This window comes from Rhodococcus baikonurensis (assembly GCF_040489275.1).
GTDB lineage: Bacteria > Actinomycetota > Actinomycetes > Mycobacteriales > Mycobacteriaceae > Rhodococcus_F > Rhodococcus_F baikonurensis.
Map to the genome: position 1 here is coordinate 236,418 of NZ_JBEUOQ010000007.1, position 14,726 is coordinate 251,143.

Below are 14,726 nucleotides of genomic sequence, written 5' to 3' on the forward strand. Positions count from 1 at the left end.
TCGGATATCGAAGCAGGCTGAATCGAAGGAGGCTTTCCGAATGCGAGTAGTCATCGCCGGCTCGTCCGGTTTGATCGGAACGGCCTTGGTGTCATCGTTGCGCTCCGACAACCACGACGTCGTACGTCTGGTGCGACGGTCGACCGCCGGCCCCGACGAATCGCGTTGGGACCCGGACCACGATCGTCTGGACCTCTCCGTCTTGCAAGGCGCTGACGCCGTCGTGAACCTCTGCGGCGTCGGCATCGGCGACAAACGGTGGTCGGGTTCCTACAAGCAAGCGATTCGTGACAGCCGCATCGTCGCGACCGATGTCCTGGCCGAAGCTGTCGCAAGTCAGAAGGTTCCTGTACTCGCCAACGCAAGCGCCGTCGGCTATTACGGCGACACCGGCGACAAGATCGTCGACGAGGATTCGCCGGCAGGTACCGACTTCCTCGCCACGACGTGTCGCGATTGGGAACTTGCCACCGAGCCCGCGCGCAAGGCGGGAGCCCGCGTGGTCAATCTGCGCTCGGGCGTCGTGATTTCACCCCACGGCGGCATGCTCGGTCGGCTTCGACGCATCTATTCGTTCGGTCTCGGCGGACGACTGGGCAACGGTCGCCAGTACTTTCCGTGGATCTCACTCGAGGACGAGTGCGACGCGATCAAGTTCGCGCTCACGAATTCCGAACTTTCCGGTCCCGTCAACCTGACTGGTCCGGCCCCAGTCACCAACGCCCAGTTCAATGACGCCATGTCCCGTGCGGTCCACCGACCGGCTCCCTGGATCGTTCCCGGGTTCGCTCTCGAAGCGTTGATCGGAGAATTCGCCAAGAGCGGCATCCTCGGTGGCCAGCGAGCCATTCCCGCGGCTTTGGAAAAGGCGGGATTCTCCTTCCGCCACAACACGATCGGCGAAGCGCTGGCGGCCGCACTCGGATGATTCCGAAGTCGGGCGTAATCTCTACGTCCATGAGCAGCGCTGCCGTTTCCGCCCGGTTCTCGAAACTGCCGATCGCCGTCGAGCAACTCGGTTTGATCGACTACAACGCCGCGTGGGACCGCCAGCGTGAGCTCGCGGCAGCGCGGGCAGACGACATCGGACCGGACACGCTACTGCTCCTCGAACACCCGCCGGTGTACACGGCAGGTCGACGCACGGAACCCGAAGATCGTCCCGTCGACGGCACACCTGTCATCGACGTCGACCGCGGTGGGAAGATCACCTGGCACGGCCCCGGCCAGCTGGTCGGCTATCCGATCGTGAAACTGGCCGAGCCCATCGACGTGGTGCGATATGTCCGACGCATCGAAGAAGCACTGATCACGGTGTGCACGGACCTCGGCCTGAACTGCGGGCGCATCGACGGCCGCTCCGGCGTCTGGCTGCCTGCCGACACTGCGAACGGACAAAGGAAGCCCGAGCGCAAGGTGTCTGCCATCGGCGTGCGCGTCCAACGGGGCGTGGCACTGCACGGCTTCGCCCTGAACTGCAACTCGATCCTGACCGGATTCGACAACATCATTCCCTGCGGCATCCGTGACGCCGGGGTGACAACGCTGTCGCAGGAACTCGGTCGCGACGTCACCGTGGACGAAGTCACTCCCGCTGTGACCGAGGCAGTGATCGCTGCTCTCGACGGAACCATGCCCGTCACCGAACGGAACGTCGAGCGCGTCACCTTCGAAAGCGCCTCGCCTACTCCGACTTTTACTACCGTTCAGTACAGCTGACGGGCTCGCCCGAACCCCGTTGCAGTAATCACCGGGCGTAGGATCACTGTCGTGACTATCGCCCCAGAAGGACGTAAGCTGCTCCGTCTCGAGATCCGAAACGCGGAGACGCCCATCGAACGCAAACCCAACTGGATCAAGACCCGCGCAAAGATGGGCCCCGAGTACACGGAGCTCAAGGGCCTGGTCAAGCGTGAAGGTTTGCACACCGTCTGCGAGGAAGCAGGCTGCCCCAACATCTACGAATGCTGGGAAGACCGCGAAGCCACCTTCCTGATCGGCGGCGAGCAGTGCACACGCCGCTGCGACTTCTGCCAGATCGACACCGGCAAGCCCGAAGCCCTCGACCGCGACGAGCCCCGTCGCGTCGCCGAAAGCGTTCAGGCCATGGGACTTCGGTACTCCACGATCACCGGCGTCGCCCGCGACGACCTCCCCGACGGCGGCGCCTGGCTCTACGCCGAGACCGTCCGCAAGATTCACGAACTCAACCCGGGCACCGGCGTCGAGAACCTGGTTCCGGACTTCAACGGCAAGCCCGAACTGCTCGACGAGGTCTTCGCCTCACGCCCCGAGGTCCTCGCACACAACCTCGAGACCGTCCCCCGCATCTTCAAGCGGATCCGTCCGGCCTTCCGGTACCAGCGCAGCCTCGACGTCATCACCGCAGCACGCGACTACGGACTGGTCACCAAGTCCAACCTGATCCTCGGTATGGGCGAAACCCCGGAAGAGGTCACCGAGGCGATGGCAGATCTCCACGCCGCCGGTTGCGACATCCTCACCATCACCCAGTACCTGCGCCCCTCGCCCCGGCACCACCCCGTCGAGCGGTGGGTCAAGCCCGAGGAGTTCGTCGCACACTCCAAGGCTGCAGAAGAGATGGGCTTCGCGGGCGTCATGGCCGGCCCGTTGGTTCGCTCGTCGTACCGCGCCGGGCGCCTGTATGCGCAGGCCATGGCACATCACGGCCGTGAACTTCCCGAAGCGCAGCGTCATCTCACCGAGGGCGGAGACGCCTCCCAGGAAGCCAGCTCGCTCATGGCGCGCCTGAATCGCTGATCCACTTTTTGCTGTGCGCCTTTATTAACCGCGGGCGGTTAGTAAAGGCGCACAGCAATGGACGTATCCTGGGTACATGGCGAACGGCAGCAAATCCGGTAAGGGCAAACCCACCAAAGAGGCAAAGGCTGCAGCGAAGGCTGCCCGCAAGCAGGCTTCCAAGGAACGTAGAACTCAGCTCTGGCAGGCATTCCAGATGCAGCGCAAGGACGACAAGCTCCTCCTGCCGCTGATGATCGGCACCCTCGTCGGTGCGGCTCTGGTCTTCTTCCTGGTCGGTCTCATCTGGGGCCTTCAGTGGTTCCTGCTGCCGATCGGCATCGTTCTCGGTCTCCTCGGTGCTTTCATCATCTTCGGTCGCCGCGTCCAGAAATCGGTGTACAAGAAAGCTGAAGGTCAGGCCGGTGCCGCTGCGTGGGCCCTCGACAACATGCAGGGCGCGTGGCGCGTCACGAACGCCGTCGCCGGCACCACCCAACTCGACGCCGTTCACCGCGTCGTCGGACGGCCGGGTGTCATCCTCGTCGCCGAGGGTTCGCCGCAACGCGTCAAGGGCCTCCTCGCTCAGGAGAAGAAGAAGACCGCTCGCCTCATCGGCGACACCCCGATCTACGACATCATCATCGGCAACGACGAGGGCCAAGTTCCGCTCTCGCAGCTTCAGCGTTACCTGAACAAGCTGCCTCGCAACATCGACACAAAGCGTATGGACAACATCGAAGGTCGCCTCGCTGCGCTGAGCGCACGCGGCGGCGGAGCAGCGCTTCCCAAGGGCCCGATGCCCGGAGGCGCGAAGATGAAGGGAATGCAGCGAACCATTCGTCGTCGCTGACACTCCCCCACAGCAAAACGAAAGACCCGGGCCCATACGGACCCGGGTCTTTCTTTGTTCGAGAAGTTTGTGTCAGCGCGACTTCACGAGCAAAGTGCCGGTCGCGCGGTCCTGCATACCGCGACCGTCGATGTCGGTGATGGTCGCGGGAATGACGAACACCAGCAGCGCCTGACGTCCCAACGCGCGCAGGAAGCCCACTCGGATCGGGCCTTCGATTCGCGCGACCTGAAGTCCGAGGACGAACTGCCCCGGGGTGAAGTTGAACAGCGCCACGGTGACGACACCGACGGCGAACCACACCATCAGCGTGACCGTCGAGGTCATGCCGTCGAAGAAGTCACCGGTGATGAGCGAGGCCACTCCCACGGCCATCACCCAATCCACCAACAGTGCCGCGATACGACGGCCCGAACCGACCAGCGAACCCGGACCCTCCTGAGGGAAACCGAGGAGCTCGCCGCGGTACGACTGCTCACGGCCGTCCGCGCTCTTCGGCAAAGCTGCTTGTGGCCCAGAGAGCCAAGTTCCGGTGATACGTGCCATGCTGTCCAGGATAGGCGTCGCAGCACCGTAGTCCAGATTTGCCGGGTTTTAACTGTGTGGCCGGTCACATGGACTTCGGAAATCCCCAGGATGCTGCGACGCGTAACACTGCCGAAACAAAGGGTTGACGAGCGGGCAACACCAGCTCCCTACCGTCTGCCTCGACGGATTCAACCGACATCACTTGGCTGAAGCGACTTAAGGAGCACAAGCGTGGCGTTCACCACGGCCGAAGAGGTCATCAAGTACATCGCGGACGAGAACATCGAGTACGTCGACATTCGGTTCAGCGACCTGCCCGGCGTCCAGCAGCACTTCTCGATCCCGGCGTCTGCTTTCAACCAGGACGTGTTCGAGGACGGCCTCGCGTTCGACGGATCTTCGGTCCGCGGATTCCAGTCGATCCACGAGTCCGACATGATGTTGCTTCCCGACGTCACCACGGCGCAGATCGACCCCTTCCGCAAGGCGAAGACCCTCAACATCAACTTCTTCGTGCACGACCCGTTCACCCGTGAGTCCTACAGCCGCGACCCGCGCAACGTTGCCCGCAAGGCCGAGGAGTACTTGGTCAGCACCGGCATCGCGGACACCGCATTCTTCGGCGCCGAGGCCGAGTTCTACATCTTCGACTCGGTTCGCTACGACTCCGGCATGAACTCCGCATTCTACGAGCTGGATTCCATCTCCGGTTCCTGGAACACCGGCGCAGAGACCAACGCCGACGGCTCCCCGAACCTCGGCTACAAGGTTCGCGCCAAGGGCGGCTACTTCCCCGTCGCTCCGTACGACCACTACGTGGACCTGCGCGACGAGATCTCCACCAACCTGACCAACGCGGGCTTCGAGCTCGAGCGCGGCCACCACGAGGTCGGCACCGGCGGACAGCAGGAGATCAACTACAAGTTCAACACGCTGCTCGCAGCTGCTGACGACCTGCAGCTGTTCAAGTACATCGTCAAGAACACCTGCTGGCAGCACGGCAAGTCCGCGACCTTCATGCCGAAGCCGCTCTTCGGTGACAACGGCTCGGGCATGCACGTCCACCAATCCCTGTGGAAGGACGGCAAGCCCCTCTTCCACGATGAGTCGGGCTACGCAGGCCTCTCGGACATGGCTCGCCACTACATCGGCGGCATCCTGCACCACGCTCCGTCGCTGTTGGCCTTCACCAACCCGACGATCAACTCGTACCACCGTCTGGTGCCGGGCTACGAAGCCCCCATCAACCTGGTGTACAGCCAGCGCAACCGCTCGGCAGCTGTCCGTATCCCGATCACGGGCAACAACCCGAAGGCAAAGCGTCTCGAGTTCCGCGCACCCGACTCCTCGGGTAACCCGTACCTCAACTTCGCTGCACAGATGATGGCCGGCCTGGACGGCATCAAGAACAAGATCGAGCCGATGGCGCCGGTCGACAAGGACCTCTACGAGCTTCCCCCGGAGGAGGCTCGCAACATCCCGCAGGCTCCGACCAGCCTCGAGACGGTCATCAACCGCCTCGAAGCCGATCACGAGTACCTGACCGAGGGTGGCGTCTTCACCACCGACCTGATCGAGACCTGGATCTCGCTCAAGCGTGAGCAGGAAATCGCTCCGGTCAACCTGCGTCCGCACCCGTACGAGTTCGAGCTCTACTACGACGTGTGATCCGCATCCTGACGTAAGTCAGACCTGCGAGTACCAAGTGCACCCGTCCCGCGCCTGCGGGGCGGGTGCACTTGTTCCGGTCCGATCGAATGTGTCCGCCACACATGTTCCCGTAGGTGTCGTGTCGTCTTCGCACTCGGCCGCATCCGATGCTGAACTGTCTTGATATCAGCTCCCGACGCGATGAGCAGCGAGGGCGAGAAAGTGCCGCAAATCGTGGAAGCTGACCTCGTTGAAATGTCAATCCGATTCAGGTCCAGCATGGCGGCTTGATCCGGACCCGTCGTGATGCACGGATCAGGAAGATTGATGAGCTCGGGTTTGAGCGAGGCGGGAGGAGTCCGTGCCAGGTTCGATGATGTTGCAATGACCGGCCTCCATACCGGACGCGGTCGAATCGCGGATCAGCCGCGGGCACGTTGCCCGATGGCCGCTTTGTTGACGATATGGGCGATTCGAACTGCCCGTGTTTCGTCTCGAGCGGCACAGACGATCCACCACAGCATCTGTTTGCGGGCGCTGGGCGGAAAACTGTCCCAGTTGCTTCGACTTTGCGGGTCCCGGTCCAGCGCCGCCTGCAAGTCAGATGGTTCCTCGAGGTCTTCGACTTGGTCGAGAATCGTCCACCAACCAGTGGATTTCGCGGCAGCAATGGCACCGCGACCAGCAGCGGTCATAAGGCCACGCGCCTCCATATCAGCTGCGCGTTCGCGGTTGAGCCGAGTCCAGGAACTCTTGCGTCTACGCGGCGTGAACAGTTGCAAATTGCGCTCTTCGTCGAAGACGGTGTTGGTGGAATCGATCCAACCAAAGCAGATGGCTTCCTCAACGGCCTGAGGGTAGGGGCAGCGTGGTCGGCTGGTGGTGGTGCGCCAGGAGCACAACCACACACCGCGGCCTGACGTGTGATTGTCCGTCAGCCACGTTCGCCACTGTTCCCGAGTCTCGGCGTGGATGATCGGGTAGTCGAACTTCCACGTCGGGGGTGGACGGAAGCCGGTGGCGATGATTTCGAATTGGTCACTTACTCTCCAAGCTCAGAGGGAAACGGATACGTGCCTCGATAGACGAGGGGCCGGCGCAGGGAACACACCCCGCGGCAACCTGGACATGAATGGTCTTGTCGCGCAATCCTCTTCTGACTGTCATGGTGGCGAGACCCTGAGATGGAGGGCGAGCCGACTGACGGTGTCGGCGAGCTCGGTTGGTTCGATGACGACCACTGGGGCGGTGAGCGCAATGCGCGCAACAGTCATGGCGAGCCTGCCGAGATCTTCGCTGCGGATCTGGACAAGGCAGCGGTCCGCTGCCACCTCGATCGGTGTGTGGTCAATCCATCTGAGTACGCCTTCGAGGTCGGCGAACGTGGCTTCGATGGCGAGTTTTGCATCGTGGCGACGGGGCGGCGAGCCGACTGATCTTGCGACGAAGCCTGCCGCGTCACCGCCCGGGATCTCGCGTGGCGTGAAATGACTGCCTGCCAGCCAAGGCTCCGAGAGCCGGTCCAGTCGAAATGTTCGCCAATCCGCACGATGGTGGTCCCATGCTACGAGATACCAACGACGTCCCGCCGTGACAAGGCGGTGCGGCTCGACGAGCCGTCTGCTGCTCTCGCCATCACCTCGCCGGTAGTCGAAACGAACGTGCTCGTGGTCACGACATGCCGCAGCGAGCACACTGAGTGCTTCGGGGTCGACGATGTCGTCGTCGACCCGCCGCATGGAACTGACGCTCGAATGCAGTGCCGACACACGTCGGCGTAGTCGATGGGGCAGGAGTGTTTCGATCTTCGTCAGCGCGCGTAGCGACGTTTCTTCGATTCCTCCGATGGCGGCCTCGGCGGCGTAGCGCAGTCCGACGGCTACCGCCACGGACTCGTCATCGTCGAGGATCAAGGGTGGCACGTGCGCCCCCGTTGCAAGTCGGTAGCCCCCGTATTTTCCGGACGTGGAATCAACCGGATAGCCAAGGTCGCGTAGGCGATCGATGTCGCGGCGCACCGTCCGCTGCGTGACATCGAGTCGTGCGGCAAGTTCGGCACAGTGCCAGAAGCGATGGGTCTGAAGGAGCGAGAGCAGTTGCAGTGCTCGGCCTGTGGGATCGTTCCGCATTTCTTCAGATTGCCAGCGATCTAGGACTTTATGTGTCCACGATGCTCCCTATCGTCGGAGCAACCGGTCGATTCAGACACGAGATCGGTACTCAACTCGAAGGAGCATCCGTGAATTCATCCGACTTCCCCAGGCCCGTCCTTATCCCAGTCAACGGCGTGGAACTCGAAGTCTTCGAAGCAGGGCGACACAATGCCGGGAGACCTCTCGTGCTGTGTCACGGATGGCCAGAGCACGCCTATTCTTGGCGATACCAGGTGCCCGCCCTTGTCGAGGCGGGCTATCACGTCATCGTCCCGAACCAGCGCGGCTACGGCAATTCATCACGTCCGACCGAAGTGACGGACTATGACATTGAACATTTGGCGGGTGATCTCATCGCACTTCTCGATCACTACGGCTACGACGATGCCACCTTTGTCGGTCACGATTGGGGCGCCTTTGTCGTGTGGGGCCTGACCCTGTTGCACCCGGACCGGGTAAACAAAGTGATCAACCTGAGCCTGCCCTACCAGGATCGCGGAGTGCAGCCCTGGATCGAGTTCATGGAAGCCGTGCTTGGCGGTGACTTCTACTTCGTCCACTTCAATCGACAGCCGGGCGTCGCGGACGCCGTGTTCGAAGACAACACCTTCCGGTTCCTTCGCAACCTGTACCGGAAGAACGAACCCCCCAGGGAGCCTCAGCCGGGTATGGCGCTGATCGATCTCGCCAGAGCAGAGACGCCACTCGGTGAGCCTCTGATGAGCGATAGCGAATTGGCCGTTTTCGTCTCCGCCTTCGAATCGACAGGATTCACGGGCAGCGTGAACTGGTACAGGAACCTTGACCGCAACTGGCATTTGCTGGCGGAGGTGGACCCGATTATCCAACAGCCCGCACTCATGATCTACGGCGACCGTGACGCGATCGCGAGGGCTGAGAACCTGACAGAGTTCGTGCCCAATGTGGAAGTAGTCAATCTCGACTGCGGTCATTGGATCCAGCAAGAAAGACCCGATGAAACCAACCAAGCGATCTTGAACTGGCTGGAACGGCAGGATGCCACATAGTTTCAAGGCTGGGTGCGGTCTCGGTGAAAATGTCGGTCTCATTCAGGTCCAGTAAGGAGCTTGATCCGGACCCACCTCGTGTGTGCAAAGCGGATTGCTGAGCTCGGGTATGGGCGAGCCGGTAAGAGTCGGTGCCGATTTCGATGATGTTGTCGCCGAAGGTGAGCCGATCCACGATGGCGGCGCAAAGTCGTGGGTCGGTGAACATTGTCGTCCAGCCGGAAAACAATTCGTTGGAGGCGATAGCGACGGCGTTCTTTCCTCCCGTTCGGGCAACACCTCGAAAAGCCGCTCGGCGCCTCGTTTGTCGAGTTCCATGTAACTGAGTTCGCCGATGCAAGCCCACACGGCCGTAGCGGGCGATCGTGCGGGCGAGTTGCTTCTCGTCGGCGACTTCGACTTGCCGGGAGTGTCGGCGGAGATACCGATCAAGACCTCGCTCGCCGCGGACAACGCAGCCGACAGCGCGCGGCCCCGACCACCCACTGCCAGTTGGCCCAGGCCCAACCAGTTCCAGCATGGCCTGGATAGACGTTGTCGCCTGCAGCATCGACAAGAGCCTCTCGCCAGATTCCAAATCGCTACTGATACAACAAGTTACCGGGCTCCGCAAACGCGGCTGTCTCCCGGCTCCACTTTCGAGAATTAACGAGAGCGTCGGAAAACAAGCCACGCACCCAACCCGGCGATGGGCACAAGCCAAATCCCGACAGAGAAGACGACAGCGCGCCACACACCGATTCGACGGGACACGGAAACCACATCGGCTGTTCCGACAAGGCACAGGGAAATCCATGTCAAGGCGAGAATGAATCCGCCGACGTACAGAAGAACGAACGCCCCAAATCCGTCCATACAGTCCATTCCACTGTCGGCGCAGTCCTGAAGCCCCGCCGCACCGAGTAGGGAAATCTTCACAGTGGCGATGCTACGGAGCAAGGCGTCCCGAACGGCCGAACAACCCGGCAGATTCGGCGATGCGAACGCCGGTCAGTCCGAACAAAGTAGAAGCCCCACCCCCGTGGGGAGGGTGGGGCTTCCTTCGATCCGGCGCTCACGCACAGTGGGAGGGTGGTGGGCATGCCGGATCGACGACACGGCAGGGAGTCAAGCTGCCGCGCCCAAGCGCTGACCGGAAGGAATGCGCCTGAGATCGTGGTTACGAGAACCATCAAACCAGACAAACTGGACGCATGTTCAGGAATCGAAAGATTCGATCCCACCCGTCAGAAAGATCTCACTGCACCCGATAGATTTCGCTGCGGCCAGGATCCACCAACCGCCGCATGATCTCGTACGCACGGTCCGGATCCGTGTACGGCGGAATCATCATGAGAACGAGTTGACGGCCGTGGATGTCGTCGAGATACATCAAATCGTGAGGCTGGCCAGGGTACGGACCCCGCACTTCCAGTCCGTCGACCTCGTCGATACGTCGCTGGGCGCTGCTGATCGTGTTCCAGTCGAACGCAACCCGCGCGATCGGCCCCAACCTCAGCGAAAGTGCGGATATCAGATCGTGAAGCTCCGCCGTGACGTTCGTGGTCCACGGGAACCACGCGCCGTCCACCGATGCCTTGACGGCACCTTGACCGCGAAGCAGGAATCGCGGAGTCCGCGTCGGCGACGGGAAAGGTTGCCCGACATGGCGCTGCGGCGCTTCCGTTGCATAGTCGAGAGTGCTGATGTGCGCCATGACGACGCTCCTTAACGGAAGATTCGTGGAACCGTCAGGCAGAGGCGCCCGGTCGTGGGTTCCATACCTTCAGGCTACTCCGACGCGCAATACCGACTACGCGTCGACGGAAATGATCACGCCGGTATCGCCGTACGGGAACGGCCCCTTGCCGATGTGGCCGAGAGTGTTGAAGAACTTCGAAATAGGCATCATCACACCGTATTTCGCTTTCACTTTGCTGCGAATCTCGTCGAATTCAGCTCCACTGCTCACCAACTGAGCGGTCCCGGCGACCGGCGACGTACCGTCGGTCACCTTTCCGCGGTTGTTGCACGGCACGACGGTGACGCGTGGGTTGTTCCGCAGCCGCTTGGCCTTGCCCGATTTCGAGGATGTCCAGAAGCCGATACGTCCGCCGGAGAGCGGTACGACCCACGTCGGAGTGGCCACGCCGTCACCACTCCTACGGAAGGTGGTGACCGAGATCGTCTTCTCTTCGCCCAGGGACATGAGACGAGCGTATGCCTCCACACACTCGACGACCATGCACGCGAATGAACTTTCTCTGCCCCAGGCGTTTCAAAACGGACAATTATCCGGACGAAGATGAACAACAGGTGCCGAATGGTGGAAATGTCTCGGAACGACCCCGCCTCAGGTCGATTTGTGGCCCGCCGGTGTTGGAACATGACTTCTCGTGAATGCGGAACTCATCGTTCTCCTCGTCGTCGTCGTAACCGCTCTGGGGTTCGACTTCACCAACGGTTTTCATGACACTGGCAACGCTATGGCCACGTCGATTGCAACCGGCGCCCTCAAGCCCAAAGTGGCAGTCGCTCTGTCTGCTTCCTTGAACCTGGTCGGAGCTTTCCTCTCGGTAGAGGTTGCTGCCACCGTGGCCAAGGGCGTGGTGAACCTCGGAAATGTGGGTGGCCAAGCGCTGCTCACCATCGTCTTCGCCGGCCTTGTCGGCGGCATCATCTGGAACCTGGCAACGTGGTTGCTCGGCATCCCCTCGAGTTCCTCACATGCGCTGTTCGGCGGATTGATCGGCGCCGCCATCGCGTCCCTCGGAATGAGCGGTGTCGCCTGGAGCGGCGTCCTCAGCAAGGTTGTCATCCCCGCAGTTCTCGCCCCCGTCGTAGCCGGCTTGGTTGCAGCGGCCGGCACCTGGCTCATCTACCGCATCACCTCCAACGTCGGTGAGGAAACCAAGGACAAGGGTTTCCGACTCGGCCAGATCGGTTCGGCTTCACTCGTTTCCCTCGCCCACGGCACCAACGACGCTCAGAAGACCATGGGCGTCATCTTCCTCGCCCTGGTCGCCCACGGAACCATCTCCGCCGACGCGGACATGCCGTTCTGGGTCAAGCTCACGTGCGCACTCGCGATCGCTGCCGGAACCTACCTCGGCGGGTGGCGAGTCATCCGCACGCTCGGCAAGGGTCTTGTCGAGATCGCCGCACCCCAGGGTATGGCGGCCGAAGCATCTTCTGCTGCAATCATTCTCACCTCCAGCCACCTCGGCCTTCCCCTCTCGACCACCCACGTGGCGACGGGTTCCATCATGGGAACCGGTCTGGGACGCAAGGGCGCCGAGGTTCGTTGGGGCGTCGCCGGACGTATGGCGGTCGCCTGGTTGATCACTCTCCCGTCCGCTGCGATCGTCGGCGCTCTGTGCTGGGGCCTGGCCAACATCGTCGGCGGCCTGCCCGGTGTCCTGGTCGTCTTCGCTGTGCTCATCGCCTTGGCCGGTTGGATGTACCTGCGCTCCCGCAAGGAGCCCATCGATCCGAGCAACGTCAACGCCGAGTGGGACGGCGGCCTGGTGCCTGCAGAGGTCCCCGGTCCGGACGCCCGCGTCACCACCGACGTCAAAGCCTGAAAGAGGGAATCGACATGGATATCTTGAAAAACACCGTCGACTCGCTCTGGCAGGTCGTACTGGTCGGCCTCCTGCTGGGCGCCGGACTTCCCGCGATCTTCGCAATCGGCCTGAAGTCCCTCGACGCCGGGCAACGTGGCAGTGGCGGCGGGAGCACTGCCGTCGCGGCTCGCAGCCCCTTGGCCGTGGCAGGCGCAGTGGTGTGCTTCGCAGTAGTGCTCATCGCGATCGTCACCGGAATCCTCTTCATCATGCAGGGCTTCCTCAGCCACACATTCGGCATCGAGATCTTCTGATCCCGTGCGCCCTCACGAGCGGAAAGACATCACCGTGACTGCACCGACTCCATCCCTTCCTCAATCCATTCTGGAATGGCTTCGCGCCGGCTACCCCGAAGGCATACCGCCCAAGGATCGCATTCCGCTGGTCGCATTGCTTCGACGCAAGCTCTCGGACGCGCAAATTCGAGACATTGCCATCGGCGCTGCGCTCGCAGAACTGAGCGATGCCAACAGCGACCAGGTGATCTCGAGCGACGAGATCAGCGCTCAGATCGCCGATCTGACGAGCCAGACTCCCTCGGACGACGATATTGCGCGCGTTGCCTCCGTCCTGGCCGCCGCCGGGTGGCCCCTCGCTGATCTCGACAACGACTGAAGCTCGATTCGTTGAGTCTTCCACCACTTCTGGCTTCGATACTCGGCTGGCTGCGTGCCGGGTATCCGAACGGTGTGCCGGAGCAGGACTACGTCCCTTTGATGGCTTTGCTCCGGCGACAACTGTCCGACGACGAGATCGCCGTTCTTGCCGACGATCTCGTCGCCGAGTTTCCGGTCCCCGTCGATCCGATCGACATCGGCGTCCTCATCACCAAAGTCACCGACGATATTCCGCACGAAGCAGACGTCGCACGGGTACGTGAACACTTGATTCGTGGAGGTTGGAAAATCGAGGCGCAGCCTCCGGTTGACGACGCCTGACGGCACTTCGTAAATCGGACCAGTTTGATAACGAACCGGTAACGGTGCCGTCGAGGTCAATACAGACCACTTAGTGTCTTAAGGAATTCCGCGCCTCGGGGGGCTCGGTCGGATTTCGGTGTGCAAGCACCTTTGGGGCGGGAGTGATTCATGCACGAGATACACACAGGCCTTGCAAACAATCGAGATTCTTCGAAGAAGCAGATTTCGAAACGAATCAAGCGTCGGATCCTCGGCCTCGCCGCGACAGCACTCGCACTCCCCCTGACCGCAGGCCTCATCAGCGGATCAGTAGCGACCGCAGCGCCCGCGCGTACCGCCCCGGCCGGTGGCTACGAGGATGTGTTCGTCGACTCCTCGATGGGTCCGATCAAGGTCCAGATCCAGTGGGCTTCGCGCGGCGGCAACGCGGCGCTCTATCTTCTCGATGGTCTACGAGCACGCGACGACCGAAACGCATGGAGTTTCGAGACCAACGCTCTCGAGCAGTACCGCGGCGACAACGTCACCCTGGTCATGCCGGTCGGCGGGCAGTCCAGCTTCTACTCGGACTGGTATGCGAACAGCAATTTGAATCGCCAGCCGGTCACGTACAAATGGGAAACCTTCCTCACCCAGGAACTTCCCGCCTATCTGGAATCGCGTGGCGTCTCCCGAACCAACAACGGTGTGCTCGGATTGTCCATGGGTGGCAGCGCGGCCCTGACGCTCGCCGCCTATCACCGCGATCAGTTCAAGTTCGCCGGATCGCTCTCGGGGTACCTCAACATCTCAGCTCCAGGCATGCGTGAAGCGATCCGCGTGGCCATGGTCAGCGCCGGGTCCTTCAATGTCGATGCCATGTGGGGACCGCCATGGAACCCCGCTTGGCTCCGCAACGACCCCTTCGTGTTTGCACCCGAACTGGCCGGGCTCTCCCTGTACATTTCCGCCGCGAGCGGCCTACCCGGACAGTTCGATCAACCGCGTCGACCCGTCGACTTCGTGAATACCGGTAGCGCCATCGGCCTCGAAGCCCTTGCCCTGATGAACTCACGCGCATTTCAGTTGCGCATGAACTCCCTGGGCATTCCGGCGACGTACAGCTTCCCGGCCAACGGCACTCACTCGTGGCCGTACTGGGGCGCGGAACTGTGGAATGCGCGAGGCCAGATCCTCGACACCCTCGACGCTTGGTGAACTGACAACGACTCGATCACCGACAATCACAG

At 62.0% G+C, this 14,726-nt stretch carries 17 protein-coding genes; 11 read left to right on the forward strand and 6 right to left on the reverse strand.

The features are described 5' to 3' along the window. Positions 1-40: 40 nt before the first annotated feature. The 4 genes from ABWI03_RS18355 to ABWI03_RS18370 all read left to right on the forward strand — a co-directional run bounded on the left by ABWI03_RS18355 (position 41) and on the right by ABWI03_RS18370 (position 3,613). The gene (locus ABWI03_RS18355; RefSeq protein WP_124569333.1) at positions 41-928 is read left to right on the forward strand and encodes a TIGR01777 family oxidoreductase; all 888 of its coding nucleotides are present in this window, start codon (positions 41-43) and stop codon (positions 926-928) included. A gap of 29 nt (positions 929-957) precedes the next feature. Next, positions 958-1,719 carry a lipoyl(octanoyl) transferase LipB gene (gene lipB, locus ABWI03_RS18360; protein ID WP_298773338.1) on the forward strand — a complete coding sequence of 254 codons (762 nt, stop codon included), beginning with the start codon at positions 958-960 and terminating at the stop codon, positions 1,717-1,719. 51 nt (positions 1,720-1,770) lie between these two features. After that, on the forward strand, positions 1,771-2,781 hold the full coding sequence (lipA, locus tag ABWI03_RS18365) for a lipoyl synthase (protein ID WP_003941610.1): 1,011 nt from the start codon (positions 1,771-1,773) through the stop codon (positions 2,779-2,781). Between the two features lie 76 nt (positions 2,782-2,857). Then, on the forward strand, positions 2,858-3,613 hold the full coding sequence (locus ABWI03_RS18370; protein ID WP_003941625.1) for a DUF4191 domain-containing protein: 756 nt from the start codon (positions 2,858-2,860) through the stop codon (positions 3,611-3,613). 72 nt (positions 3,614-3,685) lie between these two features. Here ABWI03_RS18370 and ABWI03_RS18375 read toward each other — a convergent pair whose 3' ends face one another. Further along, positions 3,686-4,159 (reverse strand): RDD family protein, encoded by a 474-nt coding sequence (locus tag ABWI03_RS18375; RefSeq protein ID WP_124569331.1) that lies wholly within the window; start codon positions 4,157-4,159, stop codon positions 3,686-3,688. 213 nt (positions 4,160-4,372) lie between these two features. On the opposite strand from ABWI03_RS18375, the gene glnA reads away from it, so the two are divergent. After that, the gene (gene glnA, locus ABWI03_RS18380; protein WP_003941609.1) at positions 4,373-5,809 is read left to right on the forward strand and encodes a type I glutamate--ammonia ligase; all 1,437 of its coding nucleotides are present in this window, start codon (positions 4,373-4,375) and stop codon (positions 5,807-5,809) included. Positions 5,810-6,213: 404 nt separating this feature from the next. Here the strand turns inward: glnA and ABWI03_RS18385 are convergent, their stop codons facing one another. After that, positions 6,214-6,819 (reverse strand): YdeI/OmpD-associated family protein, encoded by a 606-nt coding sequence (locus tag ABWI03_RS18385; RefSeq protein WP_492226381.1) that lies wholly within the window; start codon positions 6,817-6,819, stop codon positions 6,214-6,216. 135 nt (positions 6,820-6,954) lie between these two features. Further along, positions 6,955-7,920, reverse strand: a complete 966-nt coding sequence (locus tag ABWI03_RS18390) for a helix-turn-helix transcriptional regulator (RefSeq protein WP_296555548.1) — start codon at positions 7,918-7,920, stop codon at positions 6,955-6,957. A 110-nt stretch (positions 7,921-8,030) separates the two neighbouring features. Here ABWI03_RS18390 and ABWI03_RS18395 point away from each other — a divergent pair, with 110 nt between their 5' ends. Next, on the forward strand, positions 8,031-8,972 hold the full coding sequence (locus tag ABWI03_RS18395) for an alpha/beta fold hydrolase (RefSeq protein ID WP_298773346.1): 942 nt from the start codon (positions 8,031-8,033) through the stop codon (positions 8,970-8,972). Here the strand turns inward: ABWI03_RS18395 and ABWI03_RS18400 are convergent. The 3 genes from ABWI03_RS18400 to ABWI03_RS18410 all read right to left on the reverse strand — a co-directional run bounded on the left by ABWI03_RS18400 (position 8,878) and on the right by ABWI03_RS18410 (position 11,160). Further along, a complete protein-coding gene (locus tag ABWI03_RS18400) occupies positions 8,878-9,768 on the reverse strand; it encodes an ATP-binding protein (RefSeq protein WP_353802307.1) in 891 nt (296 codons plus the stop codon). The genes ABWI03_RS18395 and ABWI03_RS18400 overlap by 95 nt on opposite strands. A gap of 441 nt (positions 9,769-10,209) precedes the next feature. Then, a complete protein-coding gene (locus ABWI03_RS18405; protein WP_124569307.1) occupies positions 10,210-10,668 on the reverse strand; it encodes a DUF5994 family protein in 459 nt (152 codons plus the stop codon). Between the two features lie 96 nt (positions 10,669-10,764). Continuing rightward, positions 10,765-11,160: a PPOX class F420-dependent oxidoreductase gene (locus ABWI03_RS18410; protein WP_298773347.1), complete on the reverse strand. Its 396-nt coding sequence runs from the start codon at positions 11,158-11,160 to the stop codon at positions 10,765-10,767. Positions 11,161-11,347: 187 nt separating this feature from the next. On the opposite strand from ABWI03_RS18410, the gene ABWI03_RS18415 reads away from it, so the two are divergent. The 5 genes from ABWI03_RS18415 to ABWI03_RS18435 all read left to right on the forward strand — a co-directional run bounded on the left by ABWI03_RS18415 (position 11,348) and on the right by ABWI03_RS18435 (position 14,694). Further along, positions 11,348-12,535, forward strand: a complete 1,188-nt coding sequence (locus ABWI03_RS18415) for an inorganic phosphate transporter (RefSeq protein WP_003941590.1) — start codon at positions 11,348-11,350, stop codon at positions 12,533-12,535. A gap of 14 nt (positions 12,536-12,549) precedes the next feature. After that, the gene (locus tag ABWI03_RS18420; RefSeq protein WP_003941641.1) at positions 12,550-12,831 is read left to right on the forward strand and encodes a hypothetical protein; all 282 of its coding nucleotides are present in this window, start codon (positions 12,550-12,552) and stop codon (positions 12,829-12,831) included. Between the two features lie 34 nt (positions 12,832-12,865). Beyond that, complete coding sequence (locus ABWI03_RS18425) at positions 12,866-13,192, forward strand: DUF3349 domain-containing protein (RefSeq protein ID WP_234036639.1); 327 nt, start codon at positions 12,866-12,868, stop codon at positions 13,190-13,192. A gap of 11 nt (positions 13,193-13,203) precedes the next feature. Further along, a complete protein-coding gene (locus tag ABWI03_RS18430; protein ID WP_095969827.1) occupies positions 13,204-13,515 on the forward strand; it encodes a DUF3349 domain-containing protein in 312 nt (103 codons plus the stop codon). A gap of 150 nt (positions 13,516-13,665) precedes the next feature. After that, the gene (locus tag ABWI03_RS18435; RefSeq protein ID WP_296555553.1) at positions 13,666-14,694 is read left to right on the forward strand and encodes an alpha/beta hydrolase; all 1,029 of its coding nucleotides are present in this window, start codon (positions 13,666-13,668) and stop codon (positions 14,692-14,694) included. Positions 14,695-14,726: the final 32 nt, after the last annotated feature.

What these genes read in the sequence shown, in the direction of transcription:
- ABWI03_RS18355 (WP_124569333.1), top strand. Translation starts at nt 41, where the DNA reads ATGCGAGTAGTCATCGCCGGCTCGTCCGGTTTGATCGGAACGGCCTTG.
- ABWI03_RS18390 (WP_296555548.1), bottom strand. Translation starts at nt 7,920, where the DNA reads ATGCGGAACGATCCCACAGGCCGAGCACTGCAACTGCTCTCGCTCCTT.
- ABWI03_RS18410 (WP_298773347.1), bottom strand. Translation starts at nt 11,160, where the DNA reads ATGTCCCTGGGCGAAGAGAAGACGATCTCGGTCACCACCTTCCGTAGG.
- ABWI03_RS18420 (WP_003941641.1), top strand. Translation starts at nt 12,550, where the DNA reads ATGGATATCTTGAAAAACACCGTCGACTCGCTCTGGCAGGTCGTACTG.
- ABWI03_RS18375 (WP_124569331.1), bottom strand. Translation starts at nt 4,159, where the DNA reads ATGGCACGTATCACCGGAACTTGGCTCTCTGGGCCACAAGCAGCTTTG.
- lipB (WP_298773338.1), top strand. Translation starts at nt 958, where the DNA reads ATGAGCAGCGCTGCCGTTTCCGCCCGGTTCTCGAAACTGCCGATCGCC.
- ABWI03_RS18400 (WP_353802307.1), bottom strand. Translation starts at nt 9,768, where the DNA reads ATGGATTTCCCTGTGCCTTGTCGGAACAGCCGATGTGGTTTCCGTGTC.
- ABWI03_RS18370 (WP_003941625.1), top strand. Translation starts at nt 2,858, where the DNA reads ATGGCGAACGGCAGCAAATCCGGTAAGGGCAAACCCACCAAAGAGGCA.
- ABWI03_RS18435 (WP_296555553.1), top strand. Translation starts at nt 13,666, where the DNA reads ATGCACGAGATACACACAGGCCTTGCAAACAATCGAGATTCTTCGAAG.
- ABWI03_RS18405 (WP_124569307.1), bottom strand. Translation starts at nt 10,668, where the DNA reads ATGGCGCACATCAGCACTCTCGACTATGCAACGGAAGCGCCGCAGCGC.